At 71.5% G+C, this 18731-nt stretch carries 17 protein-coding genes and 1 tRNA gene; 10 read left to right on the top strand and 8 right to left on the bottom strand.

All coding sequences use genetic code 11. The annotated features are described in order from the left end of the window. Window positions 1–423 precede the first annotated feature (423 nt). From ACYC1Z_RS07840 to ACYC1Z_RS07825, 4 genes are read left to right on the top strand one after another with little or no spacing between them, the layout of a single operon-like run. Window positions 424–906 carry a flagellar protein FlgN gene (locus ACYC1Z_RS07840; RefSeq protein ID WP_461408967.1) on the top strand — a complete coding sequence of 161 codons (483 nt, stop codon included), beginning with the start codon at window positions 424–426 and terminating at the stop codon, window positions 904–906. A gap of 12 nt (window positions 907–918) precedes the next feature. Further along, on the top strand, window positions 919–2337 hold the full coding sequence (gene flgK / locus ACYC1Z_RS07835) for a flagellar hook-associated protein FlgK (RefSeq protein WP_461408966.1): 1419 nt from the start codon (window positions 919–921) through the stop codon (window positions 2335–2337). 2 nt (window positions 2338–2339) lie between these two features. After that, on the top strand, window positions 2340–3323 hold the full coding sequence (gene flgL / locus ACYC1Z_RS07830; protein ID WP_461408965.1) for a flagellar hook-associated protein FlgL: 984 nt from the start codon (window positions 2340–2342) through the stop codon (window positions 3321–3323). A gap of 23 nt (window positions 3324–3346) precedes the next feature. After that, a complete protein-coding gene (locus ACYC1Z_RS07825; RefSeq protein WP_461408964.1) occupies window positions 3347–3751 on the top strand; it encodes a flagellar assembly protein FliW in 405 nt (134 codons plus the stop codon). A gap of 247 nt (window positions 3752–3998) precedes the next feature. Here ACYC1Z_RS07825 and ACYC1Z_RS07820 read toward each other — a convergent pair whose 3' ends face one another. Together ACYC1Z_RS07820 and ACYC1Z_RS07815 are read right to left on the bottom strand one after the other, a co-directional pair. Beyond that, complete coding sequence (locus ACYC1Z_RS07820; RefSeq protein ID WP_461408963.1) at window positions 3999–4622, bottom strand: LytR C-terminal domain-containing protein; 624 nt, start codon at window positions 4620–4622, stop codon at window positions 3999–4001. Between the two features lie 115 nt (window positions 4623–4737). Continuing rightward, complete coding sequence (locus tag ACYC1Z_RS07815) at window positions 4738–5031, bottom strand: DUF3263 domain-containing protein (RefSeq protein ID WP_461408962.1); 294 nt, start codon at window positions 5029–5031, stop codon at window positions 4738–4740. 328 nt (window positions 5032–5359) lie between these two features. On the opposite strand from ACYC1Z_RS07815, the gene ACYC1Z_RS07810 reads away from it, so the two are divergent. Both ACYC1Z_RS07810 and ACYC1Z_RS07805 read left to right on the top strand, forming a co-directional pair. Further along, window positions 5360–6088: a uracil-DNA glycosylase gene (locus ACYC1Z_RS07810; RefSeq protein ID WP_461408968.1), complete on the top strand. Its 729-nt coding sequence runs from the start codon at window positions 5360–5362 to the stop codon at window positions 6086–6088. Next, window positions 6072–6326, top strand: coding sequence for a hypothetical protein (locus ACYC1Z_RS07805; RefSeq protein WP_461408961.1), 255 nt, complete (start codon window positions 6072–6074; stop codon window positions 6324–6326). Before ACYC1Z_RS07810 ends, ACYC1Z_RS07805 begins: the two co-directional genes overlap by 17 nt. A gap of 123 nt (window positions 6327–6449) precedes the next feature. Here ACYC1Z_RS07805 and ACYC1Z_RS07800 read toward each other — a convergent pair. The 4 genes from ACYC1Z_RS07800 to ACYC1Z_RS07785 form a co-directional block, all read right to left on the bottom strand. Then, window positions 6450–6525, bottom strand: a tRNA-Thr gene (locus ACYC1Z_RS07800). A 257-nt stretch (window positions 6526–6782) separates the two neighbouring features. Beyond that, window positions 6783–7595, bottom strand: coding sequence for a DsbA family protein (locus ACYC1Z_RS07795; protein WP_461408960.1), 813 nt, complete (start codon window positions 7593–7595; stop codon window positions 6783–6785). 55 nt (window positions 7596–7650) lie between these two features. Next, window positions 7651–8133 carry a hypothetical protein gene (locus ACYC1Z_RS07790; RefSeq protein WP_461408959.1) on the bottom strand — a complete coding sequence of 161 codons (483 nt, stop codon included), beginning with the start codon at window positions 8131–8133 and terminating at the stop codon, window positions 7651–7653. Window positions 8134–8187: 54 nt separating this feature from the next. Then, entirely contained in the window at window positions 8188–10236 is a 2049-nt protein-coding gene (locus ACYC1Z_RS07785; RefSeq protein ID WP_461408958.1) for a serine/threonine-protein kinase, read from the bottom strand. Between the two features lie 460 nt (window positions 10237–10696). On the opposite strand from ACYC1Z_RS07785, the gene ACYC1Z_RS07780 reads away from it, so the two are divergent. From ACYC1Z_RS07780 to ACYC1Z_RS07765, 4 genes are all read left to right on the top strand, one after another. Beyond that, window positions 10697–12130: an alpha,alpha-trehalose-phosphate synthase (UDP-forming) gene (locus ACYC1Z_RS07780; RefSeq protein WP_461408957.1), complete on the top strand. Its 1434-nt coding sequence runs from the start codon at window positions 10697–10699 to the stop codon at window positions 12128–12130. Beyond that, window positions 12127–13062: a trehalose-phosphatase gene (otsB, locus tag ACYC1Z_RS07775; RefSeq protein WP_461408956.1), complete on the top strand. Its 936-nt coding sequence runs from the start codon at window positions 12127–12129 to the stop codon at window positions 13060–13062. Before ACYC1Z_RS07780 ends, otsB begins: the two co-directional genes overlap by 4 nt. 202 nt (window positions 13063–13264) lie before the next feature. Then, window positions 13265–14392 carry an ABC transporter ATP-binding protein gene (locus ACYC1Z_RS07770; RefSeq protein ID WP_461408955.1) on the top strand — a complete coding sequence of 376 codons (1128 nt, stop codon included), beginning with the start codon at window positions 13265–13267 and terminating at the stop codon, window positions 14390–14392. 310 nt (window positions 14393–14702) lie between these two features. After that, window positions 14703–15941 (top strand): DUF4032 domain-containing protein, encoded by a 1239-nt coding sequence (locus ACYC1Z_RS07765; RefSeq protein ID WP_461408954.1) that lies wholly within the window; start codon window positions 14703–14705, stop codon window positions 15939–15941. Between the two features lie 109 nt (window positions 15942–16050). Here the strand turns inward: ACYC1Z_RS07765 and ACYC1Z_RS07760 are convergent, their stop codons facing one another. Both ACYC1Z_RS07760 and rlmB read right to left on the bottom strand, forming a co-directional pair. After that, window positions 16051–17697 carry a hypothetical protein gene (locus ACYC1Z_RS07760; RefSeq protein ID WP_461408953.1) on the bottom strand — a complete coding sequence of 549 codons (1647 nt, stop codon included), beginning with the start codon at window positions 17695–17697 and terminating at the stop codon, window positions 16051–16053. 12 nt (window positions 17698–17709) lie between these two features. Further along, the coding region (gene rlmB / locus ACYC1Z_RS07755) for a 23S rRNA (guanosine(2251)-2'-O)-methyltransferase RlmB (protein ID WP_461408952.1) at window positions 17710–18731 on the bottom strand (1022 nt) is incomplete at its 5' end.

Genomic DNA, 18731 nt, shown 5'->3' with positions numbered 1-18731 from the left:
TGCCTCGCTTGCAGCAACTCCCACGTCCAGGCTGACACCGCCGGCTGTGTCCCATCCAGAACGCAGAGGGGAACGACCCCGGACACGGAAACCCGCTCACCCGGCGCGAGAGCCGGGCCATCACCGTGCCCACGCACCGCAGAATCGCCTACCAGGAACGATTCTCAACCGTCAGGACGGTCATAAACCGCTACTCGCGGATCTGGGTCAGACGGAGAACTCCGTCCTCAATAGCGAAACCGTATTGTGAGATAAATCACACCTAATACTTGTTCAGACGTTGTTCGCATCGCTCTGTTCGCCCTCCTCGCGCGGGGCGTAGCGTGGTGCGGAGTCGGCCCGTGTTCTCCTCACAGAACACCGGGGGCGGCCGATGGGATGGGGCGACCGAACCAGCGACCCAGACATCTCGGAGGTGAGCACGTGCCGCTGAAGGCCTTGTCGGACATCCTCTGGCGGGAGCGCGAGCTCCTCGAGCACCTGCTCTTCAAGCTCGAGGTGGAACAGCTCCTCCTCAGCAGTGGCCGGACCGCCCGGCTCCCGCTCGCCACACAGGAGGTCGAGGACGTCCTCGCCGAGATCCGCGACGCGGAGCTCGGCCGGAGCGTGGAGGTGGCCGCCGCCGCGGCGACCCTCGACCTGCCCGAGGACGTCAGCCTGCTCGAGCTCGCCAAGGCCGCACCGGTCCCGTGGGACGGCATCCTGCTCGAGCACCGCAAGGAGTTCGCGCGCCTGACCAGCGAGATCTCCGACCTCGCCAAGAGCAACCAGGACCTATTGGCCAGCTCGCACCGCGCCACGCAGGAAACCCTGATGAGCATCCAGGACAGCATCCAGACATACGGGCCGAACGGGGGCACGGTGACCACCCAGCCGAACGCCCGCCTGATCGACGAAACCTTCTGAGGAAATTCACCAGTGAGCACCTTCTCGGGCCTGAACACCGCCCTGACCAGCCTTGTCGCTCAGCGGCAGGCGATCGAGGTGGCCGGGCAGAACATCGCCAACGTGAACACTGTCGGGTACACCCGCCAGCGTGCCGACCTCCAGGCCATCGAGGGCGCCGCCGCCCCGTCGATGGCCTCCGCTCCGGGCACCGTGCTGAACGGGGGCGTCAACGTGGCATCTGTGGACCGGCTCAACGATCTCTTCCTCGAGGCGAAGGTGCGCCAGGAATCCGGCTCCGCCGCCTACCTCGGCGCCATCTCCGAGGCGCTCTCGCTGGTGGAGTCCACCATCGACGAACCTGGTGAGAACGGCATCTCGGCCATGCTCGACACGTTCTTCAACTCGTGGGCGGACGTCGCGAACCGTCCCGACGACGACGCCGCTCGTGCCGTGTTGCTGGAGAACGCCCGGTCCCTCGTCAACCGGATCGCCGGTGGGTACAACGCCGTTGCAGCCCAGTGGGACTCCACCCGGACCCAGGCTGCCGCACTCGTCGACCAGGTGAACACGGCTGCCGCGGACGTCGCGGATCTCAACCTGCGCATCAGGGACATCACCCAGTCAGGGGGCAACCCGAACGCGCTGATCGACCAGCGCGGCCAGCGGCTCGTGGAGCTGGCGTCCCTGGTGGGGGCGCAGCCGCGCGAGCGTGCGGACGGCACGATGGACGTGATGATCGGGGGCAACGCGCTGGTGCGGGGTGGCGCCACGAACAAGCTCAAGGTGGAGGGTGCCACGACTCTGGGCACACTCGGCGGACCTGCAGGTGCGGTGACGGGGCCGGTGCGCCTTCGCTGGGCGAACGGCAACAACGTCGGCGCCGCCACCGGCGAGCTGACCGGCATGCTGGCCGTACTCGCCCCTGAAGGCGCGAGCGGTGCCGGCGGACCTCTCGCGAACCTCGCAGCAAGGTATGAGGCTCTCGCGAAGGATCTCGCAACCACGGTCAACGACCGCCACACCCTCACGCCGGGCACGCCGGGCAACTTCTTCGCCTATGACGGCAACGTCACCGACGGAGCGCTGGGCCTGACAGTCGCCGTCACCGGTACGACCGAGATCATCGCCGGTGATCCCACCAATGGCGACCTGGACGGCTCCATCGCCGAGGCGATCTCGCAGATCGCGACCGTCGGCGCCGGGTGGTCGGCAACCGTCGTCGACCTCGGTGTGCAGACGAAGTCTTCCGGGGCCCGAGCCACCAATGCCGCCGCGACCCTCGCCACCGCCGAAGGGCTCCTGCTCGCGCAGACGGGGGTGAACCTGGACGAGGAGACGGTGAGCCTGGTCGCCAGCCAACGCGCCTACGAGGCAGCCGCCCGGGTCATCTCGGCGGTCGACCAGATGTTGGACACCTTGATCAATCGCACCGGCGTGGTGGGGAGGTAGTCATGATCGGACGCGTCACCCAGCAGGGTCTGCAGCAGGCTTCGCTCCAGAACCTCCAGCACAACCTCTCGCGGATGGCCGAGCTCCAGCAGCGGCAGTCTTCGGGCAAGCTCATCACGAAGCCCTCGGACGATCCGGCCGGCATGGTCGATGCCATGCGCATCCGCTCGGATCAGCGGGCCACCGTCCAGCACGCGCGCAATGCTCAGGACGCCGTCGGTTGGCTCTCCACCGTGGACAGCGCACTCACCAGCTCCACCACGTTGCTGCGCAAGGCGCGCGATCTCGTGGTCCGTGGCGCGAGCTCTCAGGGTGCCTCATCGCGCGAGGCGATTGCGGCCGAGCTCGAGCTCACGGCCGAGGCGCTCCGCGAGCAGGCGAACACGCAGTACCTCGGGCGCTCGGTGTTCGCGGGCACGTCGAACGATGCCGAGGCGTTCGCGCGCGACGGGAGCACCGACCCCGTGAGCTACCCGTACGCATCAAACGCCAGCGGTGACGTAGAGCGGCGCATCTCAGCGAACACGACGGTTCAGGTGAACTCCCCCGGCGCTGTTGTCTTCGGCACGGACGCATGGCCCGTCGTCGCCGGCTCGCCGGCGGCCCCGCACGGACCATCGGAAGCCCGTGAGGTGCGCCCTGATGTCTCGGTGTTCGCCCTCCTCGACCGGATCGCCGCGGACCTACGAAGCACGGATCCCGCGATCAACTCGCGGGCCACGCACTACCTCGACGACATCGACGCCCGCATGGACGTCATGCTCAAGGAGGTAGCGAGCGCGGGCACCCGCTACAACCAGGTGCTGCGGGCCCAGACACAGATCCAGGACCGCAGCCTCACGCTGGAGACCCAGCTCTCCAGCGTCGAGGACGCGGACCTCGCCGAGACGATCGTCGACCTGAAGTCGCAGGAGATCGCCTACCAGGGTGCGCTCAACGCCACGTCCCGGGCCCTTCAGCCCAGTCTCCTGGATTTCCTCCGATGAGCGCCGCCGTACAGGAAGGCACGATGAACGCCTCAACGACCGGCCCGAACGCCGCCCTCACCTTCGTGGAGCCGATCCTCGGCCTGGACGGCCTCGCCGAGTACACCCTCACGCCCATCGACGACGGCGGGGTGGTCTTCACCCTGCGCAGCGTCGACGCACCGGACACCCGGCTGTTCCTGCTCGACCCCGAGCCGTTCTTTCCCGACTACCACCCGCGAATCGCGGCCGACGTCGTCGAGCAGCTCGGCCTGGACGCCGACGACGCATCGGCGGGTGTCCTCGTTGTGATCACCCCGGCATCGGAGGAGAACCCGCACACCGCGAACCTGCTCGCCCCGGTGGTGTTCAACTCGGCGACCGGAGCTGCCCAGCAGGTCGTGCTCGACGAGGAGTGGCCGCTGCGCGCACCCCTCGTGCACGTCTGACCGCAACGCTCCCGTTGGCCTGCGGACACCGCCCCGAGCGCCGCGCGTTGCGCCGCACCCGCACCGCCGTCACTTGCGCCGCGAACCCGCACCCGCCGTCACGAGATCCCGCCCCTTCCACCCGGGGTCTCACCCCCCGGCAGCCCCTTCCACCCGGGGTATTGCCGCCCGGCAGCCCCTTCCACCCGGGGTCTCACCCCCCGGCAGCCCCTTCCACCCAGGGTATTGCTGCTCCGGCGGTCTGGTCCTACCGGGCGTAGTCCGAGCGCAGCACGATCGCGACGTCCGTGGTGGAGGTCGCGCTCGCGGACTCGACCAGGTTGGTGATGCCGAGCGCCGCCCCGATCGCCTCCGCCGTCGCGGTGAGGTCGGCGTTGTTGTAGTAGAGGGTCGTCGTCGTCGGTTCGGCTGACCGGTAGTCGGCCGCCGTCCCGCCGGCGAAGCCCGCACTGGCCAGCCGGCCCACGACGTCGCCCGCGAGGCCGTCGACGCCGGCGCCGTTGAGGACGGCGATGCCTGCGGTGAAGTCGACCGGGGTGGCGGGCGTCTCCTCCGGGGTCGGCTCGGCAGGGGTCTCGGCCGTGCCGGGATCGGTGGCGGGGCCCGTCGTGCCAGGGTCGGTGGCGGCGCCGGTCGGCGTCTGCGCCGGAGCCGCGGAGGGGGGCGCCGCACCCGGGTCCGGTGTGGCGCCGGTGTTCCCCAGCAGGGAGATGGCTCCCCACGCCAGCAGCGGGGCGAGCGCGACGATGGCGATCACTGGCAGCAGCGTGCGCCAGATGCTGCGGGGCGCTCGGTGCACTCCCTGGGGGGTGCGGTCGCGACCGGCGCGATCGAACTCGTCCTCGGGGTAGTCCTCGTTCTGCGTGCTCACGACAGGCAGGTTACCTGCCGGGATGGGCTCCCCCGGTCTCCCGCGCGGGCGCTCCCGCCTCGTGCACCGAGGCGGGGGGAGTCAGGTGCCGAGCCGGCTGGACCGCGAGGGGTTCTCAGTCCCCGAAGCGGCGGGCGGACCGTTCACGCTGGCGGGAGGTGCGCATGCGGCGGAGCCGCTTGACGAGCATGGGGTCCGCGGCGAGCGCGGCCTCGGAGTCGAGCAGGTGGTTGAGGACCTGGTAGTAGCGCGTGGCGCTCATGTCGAACAGGTCGCGGATCGCGGTCTCCTTGGCGCCGGCGTACTTCCACCACTGACGCTCGAAGGCGAGGATGCTGGCCTCGGTCTCGCTGAGCCCCTCGGGGCCCGCCTCGACCGTCGCGGCCTGCTGCGCGTGCGCTGCTGCCATCGCTGCTCCTCACGATCCGGCTCGCCGGCCGGCGAGCTCCGCCCATTCTAAGCGCCGAACGACAATGGTGTCATTCGGGGCCGGCCGTGTCCTGAGGGCCCCCAGCCATGATCTGCCGACCGGTCATGTCAGCCGTATCCAGCGGGCCGGTCATGCCAGCCGTGTCCCGCGGGTCCCGGCCATGATCTGCCGGGCGGTCATGCCAGCCGTATCCTGCTTGGTCCCGGCTTGTGTCCTGCCGGCCGGCCACGCACCCGGGGCGAGGCCGCCGTCGGTATCGGGCGCGCCACGTTACCCTGCCCGGGTGAGTGCTCCGACAACGGCCGGCGTGCCGCCCCTGGGCGAGATCATCGATCCCGGCTGGGCCCAGGCCCTGGCCGCCGTCGAACCGCAGATCCACGCCATGGGCACCTTCCTGCGGGACGAGGTCGCGGCCGGGCACGGCTACCTCCCCGCCGGCACCAACGTGCTGCGCGCCTTCACCTACCCTCTGGAGAGGGTGCGCGTGCTCGTCGTCGGGCAGGACCCCTACCCCACCCCGGGGCACCCGATGGGGCTGTCGTTCTCGGTGCAGCCGGACGTGCGGCCGGTGCCGCGGTCGCTGCAGAACATCTACCGCGAGCTGCACGACGACCTGGGCCTGCCCACCCCCACCAACGGCGACCTCACGCCGTGGTCGCGGCACGGCGTCATGCTGCTCAACCGGGTGCTCACGGTGCGCCCCGGAGCTCCGGCGTCCCACCGCGGCAAGGGCTGGGAGGCCATCACCGAGCACGCCATCCGGGCGCTCGTGGCCCGCGGGCGGCCCCTCGTCGCGATCCTGTGGGGGCGCGACGCCGCCACGCTCCGGCCCCTGCTCGCGGCGACGCCGGTCATCACGTCCGCGCACCCGAGCCCGCTCTCCGCCTCGCGCGGATTCTTCGGCTCCCGGCCGTTCTCGCGGGCGAACGCGTTGCTCGCCGAGCTGGGCGCAGAACCGGTCGACTGGTCCCTCACGGAGACCGCTATCGTGTCCTCCACCCCGTATCGAGGAGCGTTCGATGAAGACCACGCGTGACGCCGTCCGGCCAGATCTCGTCACCGACGCCTTGGTCCACCGTGGCCTGGTGCAGCCCGATACCGGCGACGCCGCCGGCCGGGTGCGCGACGTGCTCGGCGGGGGCCGCGCGCTCAACGCCCCGCGCACGGATGCGGAGCGGTCCGGGCCGGACGCGGAGCTCGTGGGTGCCGGTCCCGATGACGAGGAGGACCTCATCTACGGGGACTCCGGGCAGGACCACGGCAGCATCGACTGACCCGGGCAGGACCACGGCAGAATCGACTGACATCGCATTCCTCATAACATCGCAGTCCTCACCGGCTGGTGCTGCTGACGCACGAGCCGTGCTGGCGCCACGGACCTGCCGACGTGGCCCGGGTGGAGCCGCCTATCGGATTCGAACCGATGACCGTCCGCTTACAAGGCGGGTGCTCTACCAACTGAGCTAAGGCGGCAAGACCGCAAGAGTCTGCCATGAATCTGTTGGTGACCCATCCTGATGGCCAGGAACTGGCCACCAACGGGCCTTCGGGGTCAGCCAGGTCGACACCCATCACAGGCGTGGCGTGCCAACCCCTTCACACCCCCGTTCGAATCGACTGTGGTGAGCATCTGCTGGCGAATGGCCTGCAAATGCTCACCACAGTGGCTCAGCGATGCGGACAGCCGGCGCAGGACGTGGCTGGACCGGCCGCGCGTGCACGGATCCTGCTCAGCCCTTCCTGACGGCCGCAGCGAGCGCGCCGGGCTCGGTCCAGGTGTTGAACACCTCGCCGTCGAGCAGGACGGTCGGCGTGCCGGTGTAGCCGTCGTTGCCGAACTGCTCGGTGGTCGCGGCGACCCACGCGGTGAACGTGCCGTCGGTGATCGTGGCGACGACCGCCTGCGGCACCCCGGCCTCGGCCGCGGTGGCCGCGATGTCCGCGTCGGTCGGCTCGCCGGCGGTGCTGCCCTCGGTGGCGGCGGCGTTGCGGTAGAGCGCGAAGAGGCCGGCCTGGAAGTCGTTGTACGCCTCAGGGGCCTGGTCGGCGACCACCGCGACGGCTTGCGCCGCACGACCGGAGAACCCGGAGAAGTCGCCGGTGCGGTCGAGGATGGACACCGGGTGGTAGATCACGGTCGCGTCGCCGGCCGCGACGAATTGGTCGATGTCCGCGGCGTTGATCTCCTCGAACTGGGCGCAGTAGATGCACGTGAAGTCGAGGTAGACGTCGAGCACCGGTGCGCCGACGTTCTCCGTGCCCGCCACGAGGTCGGCACCCAGGGAGATGCCGCCGTCGGTCACGCTGGTGTTGGCGGGGATCTTCTCGACGCTCTCGATCGCGGACGTGTTCGCCTTCTCGTTGCCCTGCCGGACGATGATCGCGATGACCACGGACACCACCGCCACCAGGGCGATCAGGCCGATGATGATGAGGTTGCGGGTGCGCTTCTCCCGCTTGGCCTGGGCCTCGCGGAGCTGGCGGGCCTGCTCGCGCGCGGCGTCGCGCTTCTCGGCCTTCGACATGTTGGCGTTGCTGGACATGGGGCTTCCTGTCTGTGGGGTGTGCGGGGGCCGGTGCGCCGAGGCTGGCGTGGGGTCAGCCGGCGCCGAGCAGCACAGGGGGCCCGCGCCGGTAAGGGCGCGTCTGGAGCAGGCGGGAGAACGGCCTCCTGGTGGTCCGGTCCACGATCCGCCGGCCCTCGGGTACTTGCGGCAGGGCTGCTGGGGTGGGGACGAAGAAGCGCAGCCGGCCCGCTGCCGCGGTGACGACGGCCCGCACGGCGCCGAACAGCCCGACCGCACCGGCGAGGAGCAGCATGTGGGCCACCAGCATGGGCGTGCTCGCCGCTACCGCGACGGAGAGGGCCCGCCCCGCGGCGGTGATCCCGAAGGCACCAGGCGGGCAGCCGTCGTCGAGCTGGATCAGGGAGAGCGTGAGGCCGATGTGGGCCAAGCCCCCGCCGGCGGGGACGCAGGCATGCCACGTCGCGAGACCGGTGAGGACCGCCGCGGCCAGGGGGACGGCGATCGTGGCAGCGAGCGCGGGGCCCGGCTGCCGGCGGTCGCGGCTCACCTTCACGGCACCAGGGTACGGGGGGCCTGGGACGGAGCGATCCGGTGGGAGGTTGAGGCCCTACGCCTGCGTCAGGTCAGGCAGCGGATCCCAGTTCGGGACGGGCGGCTGTCCCAGAGCCACCTGCGCTCCGACCACGACCACCACGGCGAGGACCAGCGTCATGAGCAGTGCCCGGAAGCTGCGGGTCGGGGTGAGCACGTCGACCAGGGCGCGCGCGCCCTCGCGGGCCACGCGCGACGTCGGCGTCAGCCAGGCCGCGCCGAGGCCGACCAGGCCCGCCACCCACAGGACAGCCGACTCGGTGGCAGCCGCTCCACCCAGAACCGTGCCGACCCACCAGGCCACGACGCCGAGGCCCGCACCGGCCAGTACCCCCGGCACGACACCGATCGCGCCGCGCACCAGGTGCCAGGGGAGCCCGGCGAGCATCCGGGCGTCGTCGCCGGGCCGGAGCCCACGCCTGAGCCGGGAGGCGCGCCGCGAGCGCCCCGCCCACCCGGTGGTCGCGGTGAGGACCAGGAGGGTGGCGGCGGCGACGAGGAAGATGCCCGGTGCGGCGCTGGCCAGCGCGCTGAGGCCGAGGCCGACCGTGGCGACCGTGAGGGTGCGCCGCGGGGCGGGTGACGCCCAGCCCGGTGCCCACTCGGGTTCTGGGTCATTGGTGGCGGGATGGTCGTAGGCCGGCTGCGGGTAGTTGTAGCCCGGCTGCTGGATCGGGTGGTCCGACTGCTGGTAGTCGTAGCCTGGCTGCGGATACGGGTGGCCCGGCTGCTGGATCGGGTGGTCCGACTGCTGGTAGTCGTAGCCCGGCTGCGGGTGTGGGTGGCCCGGCTGTTGGTATGGCTCGAGCGCCTGTGCGGGCCGCCCACCCGTCGAGGCGTAGCCGGGTTGACCGTCAAGCGTTGGTTGCTCGCGGCCGGCGAGGCCCGGCTCCTGCCCGCCGCTGTACGGGCGCGCCGGGTAGCTGCTGGGCGCGGGAGTTGGGGCCGGGTACGCGACGGGTGCCGGTGCCGGGTAGGCGTACTGCTGCACCGCGCGGGTCGCGGGTGTCTCCGGCAGCGCTCGCGTCGGTGGGCCACCGGGGAGCGCCCGCGTCTCCGCGGAGACGTCGAGCACGCCCGTCTCCCCCTCCCCTTGGACCGGCACCGCCCGGGTCTCAGCGTCGGCCGTCATCGCATGAGGAGCTGCCGCGCTCGCACCGACGATCCGAGTGGCACCGGCGGCCGGCCGGGCGGCGGTGCTGCCGAAGTCCGGCTGGGTCCCGGCGCTACCGACGATCAGCCGGGTCGTGGTGCCGTCGCCGGCCACCGGGGCACCGGATACGTCGTCGAGCACCGTGAGCACGGCATCGGGCTCGAGCCGGTCGGCGGGCTCCGGGGCCAGGGCACCCGTCAGCACTCTCGCGATCGCCGGAGCGATACCGTCGACGTCGACCTGGCCGGTCGCCACCCGGGCAAGCACGGCCCCGGTGGGTCCGTGCCCGAACGGAGGGCGGCCCGTCGCCGCGAACACCAGGACGGCTGCCCAGCCCCACCAGTCGCACACCGGGCTCGGCTCGGCGCCGGCGATGACCTCCGGGTCGAGGTAGCCGGGGGTGCCGGTGACCATGCCCGTCTGGGTCAGTCGCACGTCGTCGGCGACCTGCGCGATGCCGAAGTCGATCACCACCGGGCCGTGGTCGCTCATCATGACGTTGCCGGGCTTGAAGTCCCGGTGCACCACCCCGACCGCGTGAATACCGCGCAGCGCGTCGGCCAGGCCGTGCGCGAGGGTCGAGAGCTCGTCCGGGGTGAAAGGACCGTCAGCCGCGACGTCCTCCTCGAGCGTGGGGCCGTCGACGAGCTCGGTGACGATGAACGCCTCGGACTCCTCCACCTCGGCATCCAGCACACGGGCGACGCCGGTCTCGCGCACCCGGTGCAGGAGGGAGACCTCACGCTCGAGCCGGCGGCGGGCCGCAGGATCCTTGCCGATGTGCGGGTGCAGGAGCTTCAGCGCGACGTGACGTCCCTCGGCGTCGACAGCCTCGTGCACGGTACCCATGCCGCCGGAGCCGAGGCGTCGCAGCAGGTGGTACCCGCCCACCTCGCGCCGCTCCTCGTCCATGGGTGACAACCTACCGAGCCGCCGGCTGCGTGACGGGTGCGGCGGGCATGTGGGTGGCTGTGGCCGTTGGGGGCGGCGGCCATGCCTAGGCCGAACCCGTGTCGGTGCGGCTGCATCCACTTCTGGCCAGGCGTGGAGGACTCCACCACGGTGAAGGTGGAGCGCCGCATCGAACTCGTCACTCCGGCGACGAGATCGCACCGCAGGCGTGCGAGTTCGTCGCCTGGATGACGAGTTCGCCGAACTGACACGGATGCCACCCAGGCCGTGGCAGGTGGATCGGCCGGCGGGGTGATGGAACGGCCTCGATGGCGAGTTCGATGAATTGGCAGGGAAGCCTGGGGCGTATGGGGAGGTCGGCCGGGCGTGCCGGCGATGGCGAGACGGGCGCCACGTCGAGGAGCGGCTGCCACAGCGCGCCGGTAGGTTGACAGCAAGCCGAAGAAGGAGCTGATCACACGTGTCTGCCGGAGCGCATGCGTTCGTCGTCGTCGCCAACCGCCTGCCGGTGGACATCACCGTGAACCCGGACGGCGAGCTCAGCTGGCAGCGCTCCCCCGGCGGGCTCGTCACCGCACTCGCCCCGATCATGCAGCAGCACGACGGCGCCTGGGTGGGTTGGGCAGGCCAGGCCGGGTTCGAGCACGAGCCCTTCGCGGGCGAGGGCATGAAGCTGTGGCCCGTGCCGCTCAGCGCCCAGGAGATCGCCGACTTCTACGAGGGGTTCTCCAACGGCTCGCTGTGGCCGCTCTACCACGACGTCATCGTGCCGCCGGCGTTCCACCGCACCTGGTGGAACGCCTACGTCGCGGTCAACCGGCGCTTCGCCGCCGCGGCCGCCGAGGCGGTCGCGCCGGGCGGCACCGTGTGGGTCCACGACTACCAGCTCCAGCTCGTCCCCGCGGTACTGCGACTGCTGCGTCCGGACGTCAAGATCGGCTTCTTCAACCACATCCCGTTCCCGCCGCTGGAGATCTTCTCCCAGCTTCCCTGGCGCCAGCAGGTCGTCGACGGCCTGCTCGGTGCCGACCTCATCGGCTTCCAACGCCCTGGGGACGCCGCCAACTTCATCCGGGCCGTCCGCCGGCTGACCGGTCTGCCGGTCCGCGGGCCGCAGGTCACCATCCCGGGCCGCTGGTCCCGCCCCGACCGTCGGGTGCGGGCGCAGGCGTTCCCCATCTCCATCGACGCCGATGCGTTCGACGCGCTCGCCCGCACCCCCGAGGTGCTGGCCCGCGCCAAGGAGATCCGTCGCAACCTCGGCAACCCCAACACGCTGCTCCTGGGGGTGGATCGCCTCGACTACACCAAGGGCATCCGCCATCGGCTCAAGGCGTTCGGCGAGCTCCTCGAGAGCGGTCAGCTCCGCGTACCGGAAACGACCATGATCCAGGTGGCGAGCCCGTCGCGGGAGCGCGTCGAGCAGTACCAGACGCTGAGGGACGAGGTCGAGGTCACGGTCGGGCGCATCAACGGCGACTACGGCACCCTGGGCCATGCGGCGGTCCACTACATGCACCACTCCTACCCGGTGGAGGAGATGGCGGCCCTCTACCGTGCCTCCGACGTCATGCTCGTCACCTCCTTGCGCGACGGGATGAACCTCGTCGCCAAGGAGTACGTCGCCGCCCGCTCCGACCTGGGCGGGGCGCTGGTCCTCTCCGAGTTCACCGGCGCGGCGGACGAGCTCGGCCAGGCGCTCCTCATCAACCCGCACGACGTCGACGGCACCAAGGCCACCATCATGCGCGCGATCACCATGCCCTCCGCCGAGGGGCGGCGGCGCATGCGGTCCCTGCGCCGCCGCGTCCTCGAGCACGATGTCCAACGCTGGGCCGACGACTTCCTCGGCTACCTCGCGATGACCGCCACGTCAGAAACGGAGTCACGATGACCCCCGAACCGGCACGCACCCCCGACGCCGACGCAACCGGTACCGGCCGAGCGGCCCGACCCGACCAGACCGCGGCCGACCCGACCGACGCCGGTGTGCCGGGCCCTGGCGTCGCCGCACCGCAGTTCACCGCCCACCTCGCCGAGATCCTCGACTCCGCGCTGCGGGAGTTCGCCGCGGAGCCGGCGATCCTCGTCGCCCTCGACTTCGACGGAGTCCTGGCCCCGCTCGTGCTGGACCCCAAGACCTCCCGCATCCTCCCTGCCTCCGCCGAGGCAGTGGCGACGCTCACGACGCTCCCGGGCGTCGCCGTCGTCCTCGTCTCCGGGCGTGACGCGGGCGACCTGGCCGAGCTCGCGGACGTCCCCGTCGGCACCCGCATCATCGGCAGCCATGGCGCCCAGTGGGGCACCATCGTGTTCTCCCCCGACGGCCGGCGCGTGCTCCGGGCCGACCCCGTGGACCTCACCGAGGAGCAGGCCTCGCTGCGCGCCGTGCTGATCCGGGAGACCGAGGAGATCGCCGCCGGCGGTGAGGGTGCCTGGGTGCAGGCCAAGCCCGCGGCCGCCGTCCTGCACACCCGGCGGGCCTCGCGGGAGGACGCCGCCCGGCTCACCGCGGCCACGCTCGCCGGACCGGCCGCGCGGGAGGGCGTGCACGTCGTCGTGGGTAAGGAGGTGGTGGAGATGGCCGTGCTCACGGTGACGAAGGGCGACGCCCTGGTCCGGCTCCGCACCGAGCTCGGCTCCGACGCCGTCCTGTATGCGGGGGACGACACCACCGACGAGGACGCATTCGCCGTCCTCGGCGAGGGTGACGTCAGCATCAAGGTGGGCGACGGCCACACCGGCGCCGCCTACCGGGTGGCCGACCCGGACGAGTTCTCCGCCGTGCTGGTGCGCCTGGCCGAGCTGCGGGCCGACCTGGCATGACACCGGCGCTCCGCCGCGGTGGGGACCTCTCCCCGGGCTGCTGGTACGGGGGTTGCATGAGCAGGCACGTGTGACAAGATGACAACGGACGGTGTCGCGGCCGAAGTCGGTCGCGTCATCTTCTGTGTCAGAGCGGACACGAGCTGACGCCTTTACTACGGATCGTCCGGCACGTACCTGCCGGTGAAGGAGTGTGCATCACATGGCTACCGTCACCTTCGACAAGGCCACCAGGACCTACCCCGGCGGCGATCGCCCCGCGGTCGACGCCCTGGATCTCGAGATCTCCGACGGCGAGTTCCTCGTCCTCGTGGGCCCGTCCGGCTCCGGGAAGTCCACCGCCCTACGGATGCTTGCCGGGCTGGAGGACGTCAACGCCGGGCGCATCTTCATCGGCGAGCGCGACGTCACCGACATCCAGCCCAAGGACCGTGACATCGCCATGGTCTTCCAGAACTACGCCCTCTACCCCCACATGTCCGTCGCGGACAACATGGGCTTCGCGCTCAAGATCGCCGGCAAGCCGAAGGCGGAGATCGAGCAGCGGGTGAAGGAGGCCGCGAAGATCCTGGACCTGAGCGAGTACCTCCAGCGCAAGCCGAAGGCGCTCTCCGGTGGTCAGCGTCAGCGGGTGGCGATGGGCCGCGCGATCGTCCGCCAGCCACGCGTGTTCCTCATGGACGAGCCGCTGTCCAACCTCGACGCGAAGCTGCGCGTGCAGACCCGCACGCAGATCGCCTCGCTGCAGCGCCGCCTCGGCGTCACCACGGTCTACGTCACCCACGACCAGACCGAGGCCCTGACGATGGGCGACCGCATCGCGGTCCTCAAGGACGGTGTGCTCCAGCAGGTCGGCACCCCGCGCGATATGTACGACACCCCCGCCAACGTGTTCGTCGCCGGCTTCATCGGCTCTCCCGCCATGAACCTCGGCGACTTCAAGGTCCACGACGGCGAGGCCGTGCTGGGCGAGGCCCGTGTGCCGCTCTCCCGCACCACGCTCGACGCGCTCACGCCGGCCGACAACGGCAAGGTCATCGTGGGTTTCCGGCCCGAGTCGCTGGACCGGGCCCCCGAGAGCGAGCCCAACACGATCCCGATCACCGTCAACCTCGTCGAGGAGCTCGGCTCGGACGCGTTCGTCTACGGCGAGCTCGCCGGCTCGCGTGAGCTCAACGAGCACCTCGGCTCGGGCGACGACTCCGACCAGGTGATCGTGCGCGTCGACCCACGCGACGTGCCGGCGAAGGGCGCGGTCGTCCACGCCCGCATCCGTGCGGGCGAGCAGCACGTGTTCTCCTCGGCGACAGGCAACCGCCTCCCGCAGTAACTCACCCGGGCTGCCCGGGAACCATCCGAGCGATACGAAGGGCGGGGCCGTCAGGTCCCGCCCTTTCGTCGCGCGTCACCGCGTTCCAGCCAGCCGCTCGTCACCGCGTTCCAGCCAGCCGCTCGTCACCGGGTTGCAGCCAGCCGCTCGTCACCGCGTTGCAGCTCGTCGCGCGCCGCCGAGTTACAGCCATCAGCCGGCGCCCGGACGCGGCGGCGGGATTCGTCGCCGGGACCCTCGTTCGGCATCTCACACCGCCGTCCCCTGTCCTGTTTCTCCTTTTCCCTGCCCGACCTGGGAGGATGACGCCATGGCCAAGCAGCTGCAGATCACCGCCGCGACGGTCGACCCCGCGCTGCTCGACCTCCCGTGGGAGATCCCCTTGGAGGAGTGGCCGACCGAGGTCCTCGCCGCCCTGCCTCGCGGCCTCTCCCGCCACGTGGTGCGCTTCGCGAAGCTCTCCGGCCGAGTCGTCGCGGTGAAGGAGATCGGCGAGACCGTCGCCCACCACGAGTACGAGCAGTTGCGCGCGCTGGGCCGCCTGGAGGCGCCGTCCGTCGTACCGATGGCGGTCATCACCGGCCGCACGGCACCCGACGGTGAGCCCCTGAACTCCGCGCTCGTCACCGAGCACCTGCAGTACTCGCTGCCCTACCGGGCACTGTTCAGCCAGTACATGCGCCCCGAGACCGCCGACCGGCTCATCGACGCCCTGTCCGTGCTGCTCGTCCGCCTGCACCTCAGCGGGTTCTACTGGGGCGACGTGTCGCTGTCGAACACGCTGTTCCGGCGCGACGCCGGCGCGTTCGCCGCGTACCTCGTCGACGCCGAGACGGGCGAACTGCACCCCAGCCTGACCCCCGGGCAGCGGAACTACGACCTCGACCTCGCCCGCACGAACATCATCGGTGAGCTCATGGACCTTCAGGCCGGGGAGGTGGTCGACGAGGACGTCGACACCATCGCCGTCGGGAACCAGATCGTCGAGCGCTACAACTCCCTCTGGGCCGAGCTGACCCGGGAGGAGTCCTTCGACTCCGACCAGCGCTGGCGGGTGGCCAAACGGATCAACCGGCTCAACGATCTGGGCTACGACGTCGGCGAGCTCGCGATCATCACCGACGTGGGCGGCACGACCGTCTCCATCCAGCCCAAGGTGGTCGACGCGGGCCACTTCCACCGCCAGATCATGCGACTGACCGGCCTGGACGTGCAGGAGAACCAGGCCCGGCGGATGCTCAACGACCTCGACTCCTTCCGGGCCGAGCGCGAGCGGCAGAACGACGACCTGACATTCGTGGCGCATGACTGGCTCGACGAGGTCTTCGAACCGACCGTGCGCGCCGTGCCCCGGGATCTGCGCCGCAAGCTGGAGCCCGCGGAGATCTTCCACGAGGTGCTCGAGCATCGCTGGTTCATGTCCCAGCGGGAAGAGCGGGATGTGCCCATGCCCGAGGCCGTGCGCTCCTACGTGGACAACGTGCTGCGCCACCGGCCCGACGAGCACGCCTTCCTGCACCACGGCGGCATCGCGGACGAGACCGCGTAGCCCGAGCCGCGTCGCGGACGAGCCCCGCAGGTGGAACGGGTGTCGCGGACGAGACCGCGTAGCCCGAGCCACGCTGGGGTGAGAGCCGGCCGACGCCCAGGCCAGAGTGTTACCTCTTCGTCGCTCCCTTGATGACGGCGATCACGGCTGCCCCGGCCGCAGCGGTGCCGATCCCCGCCAGCGTGGCCCGCAGCGCCCACTTCTGCTGACCGGGCGTCAGCGCCGGCAGCGGTTTCGCCGCCCGCTCCTCCAGCGCCGCCTTGGCGGCCTCCGCTACCGCCTTGGCCGACAGTGCCGGCTTCGCGTCGGGTGTCGGGCCGGTGTCGGGCGCCGGCTTGGCGTCGGGCTGCGGGGTGGTGTCAGGAGCGGCCTTGACGTCGGGCGCCGGGCCGGCGACCTCTGGCCCTGCCGCCGGTGTGGCCCCGTCGTCCACCTTCCCGCCCGTGACCACCTTTGACCGCCCGGCCTTCGACCGTGCCACCTTCGACCGAGCAGGCTTCGCCCCAGCACCCTTCGCCTCGGCACCCTTCGCCTCGGCACCCTTCGCTCCAGCGCCCTTCGACCCCTCGGCACCCTTCGCCCCAGCACCCTTCGCCTCGGCACCCTTCGCCCCAGCGCCCTTCGACTCCTCGGCAGGCTTCGCCTCAGCACCCTTCGCCTCGGCACCCTTCGCCCCAGCGCCCTTCGACTCCTCAGCAGGCTTCGCCTCAGCAGGCTTTGCCCCGGCCCCCTTCGAACCTTCGCCGGGCTTTGCCCCGGCACCCTTCGACCCGGCAGGCTTCGACAGCCACGCAGGCCGGGTCGGCCGGGTCGGCTCGACCGGTTCGGCGACCGGCACCGGCTCGTGCACGACGGCGTCCGGGAGCGAGTCCGGCTCCGCCCTGCTCTCGAGGACGTCGACGACGGCGGCGGGCAGGCCCAGCGCGGTGACGAATGCCGCCAGCCCCTGAGCCCCGTGCACGCGCAACGACGCCGCCACCGCGGCGGCGTCTGCCCCGGGGACCGCGGCCGCGAAGGCCGCGACGTCGATCCCGTCGCCGAGGATCTGCTCGGCCACCTCGCGCACCGCGGCGTTCGCGGCGCTGTCGCCGTGGACGAGCTCGCTGCGCATCGACCAGCTGAACAGGACGACGTCCTCGCCCTCGTCCTCGTCGTTCTCGGGGGAGACGAGCAGCAGGGCGGTGCGGTCCTCGTCGTCGACCTGCAGGCGCAGCACGGGGTAGGCGTCCTCCTCCCAGCCGAGCACCCCCAGCTCCGCGCCGTCTCCCGTGGTCATGAGCAGGCGTCGCGGCGCGCCGCCGACGGTGCACGGGGCCGTGGTGACGGTGCGGCGCAGCTGGTTCGCCTGCACCGGCACCCGGTGCGCGGCCAGCGAGGTCAGGACGACGGTGCGGGCGTCGACGGGCCCGTTACCGACGTGGTCGTCGACCACCGCCCAGTCGGGAGTGTCGCCATCGGTGTCCTGGCCCTCGACGTGGACGCCCTCCATGAGGACGTCGGCATCGAACGTGGTGGCGAGGTCGTCGGCGAGTTCCGCGAGGGTCGGGCCGGGCGTCACGCCCGCGGCACCGGCCGGTGCGATCGCGACGCGGTGCTCGCCGTCGGAGAGCACCGAGACCGAGAGCAGCTGCTCGGTGCCGGGGTACCACTCCAGGCGGGCGACGACGTCGCCGCCGGCCAGGTGCGCGACGACGGCTTGCGGGTCGAGCTCGGCGGCGACCACCACACCCTCGGTGCGGGTCCAGTTCTCACTCACGGCGCATCCTCCTCAGGTCTCGGGGGTGGGGGCGGCGCGATGGCGGGCGACCTCGTAGAGGGCGATGCCGGTGGCGACGGCCGCGTTGAGCGACTCCACCGACGCCGCGATGGGGATGGAGGCGACGACGTCGCACGTCTCGCGCACGAGCCGGCTCAGGCCCCGGCCCTCGGACCCGGTCACCAGCACGAGCGGCTCGGTCGCGAGCTCGAGGTCCCCGATGGTCACGGCACCGTCGCCGTCGAGGCCGACGACGAAGCAGCCGGCCGCCTTCAGGTCCTTCAGCGCCCGGACCAGGTTGGTGGCATGCGCCACGGGCACCCGGGCGGCGGCCCCCGCGGAGACCTTCCAGGCGGTGGCGTTCACGCCCGCCGAGCGCCGCTCGGGCAGCACGAGACCGTCGGCCCCGAACGCACCGGCGCTGCGCAGCACGGCACCGAGGTTGTGCGGGTCGGTGACGCCGTCCAGGGCGACGATCAGGGGCCGGTGCCCGGCCCGCTCGGCGCGGGCCAGCAGGTCGGCGACGTCGCGGTACGCGTACGGCGGGACCTCGATGGCGACGCCCTGGTGGGCGGCGCCGTCGGTGAGGCGGTCCAGGTCGGCACGGGCCACCTCGATCAGCGGGGTGCCCAGCGCGGTCGCGGTGCGGACCACCTCGGCGACGCGTTCGTCCGCGGCCATGTTCCCCGCCAGGAACACCTTGGTGAGTGGGATGCCCGCACGCACGGCCTCGGCGACCGGGTTCCGGCCGGCGATGACCTCGTGGTCGGCGCCGACGCCGAGGGTGATGCGGATCCGCTCGGTGGCCGCGGCCGAACGGGCGGCGGTGCGGCCGGAGTCGATGTGCTGGTCCGGACCGGCCTCGCGGCGTCCGGTGCCGGCGGTCTTCTTCTTGTCCACCGCCTTCTCCGATGCGGCCTTGCGCTTGGCGGCCGGGTGGTACGGCCGCTCGGTCGCCTTGGGTGTGGGGCCCTTGCCCTCGAGCGCACGACGGCGCTGCCCCCCGGATCCGACGGTCTGGCCCTTCTTGGAGC

This window comes from Georgenia sp., assembly GCF_054605595.1.
Note: the sequence above shows the minus strand (reverse complement) of the source record. Positions and strands in the feature narration are given on the sequence as shown.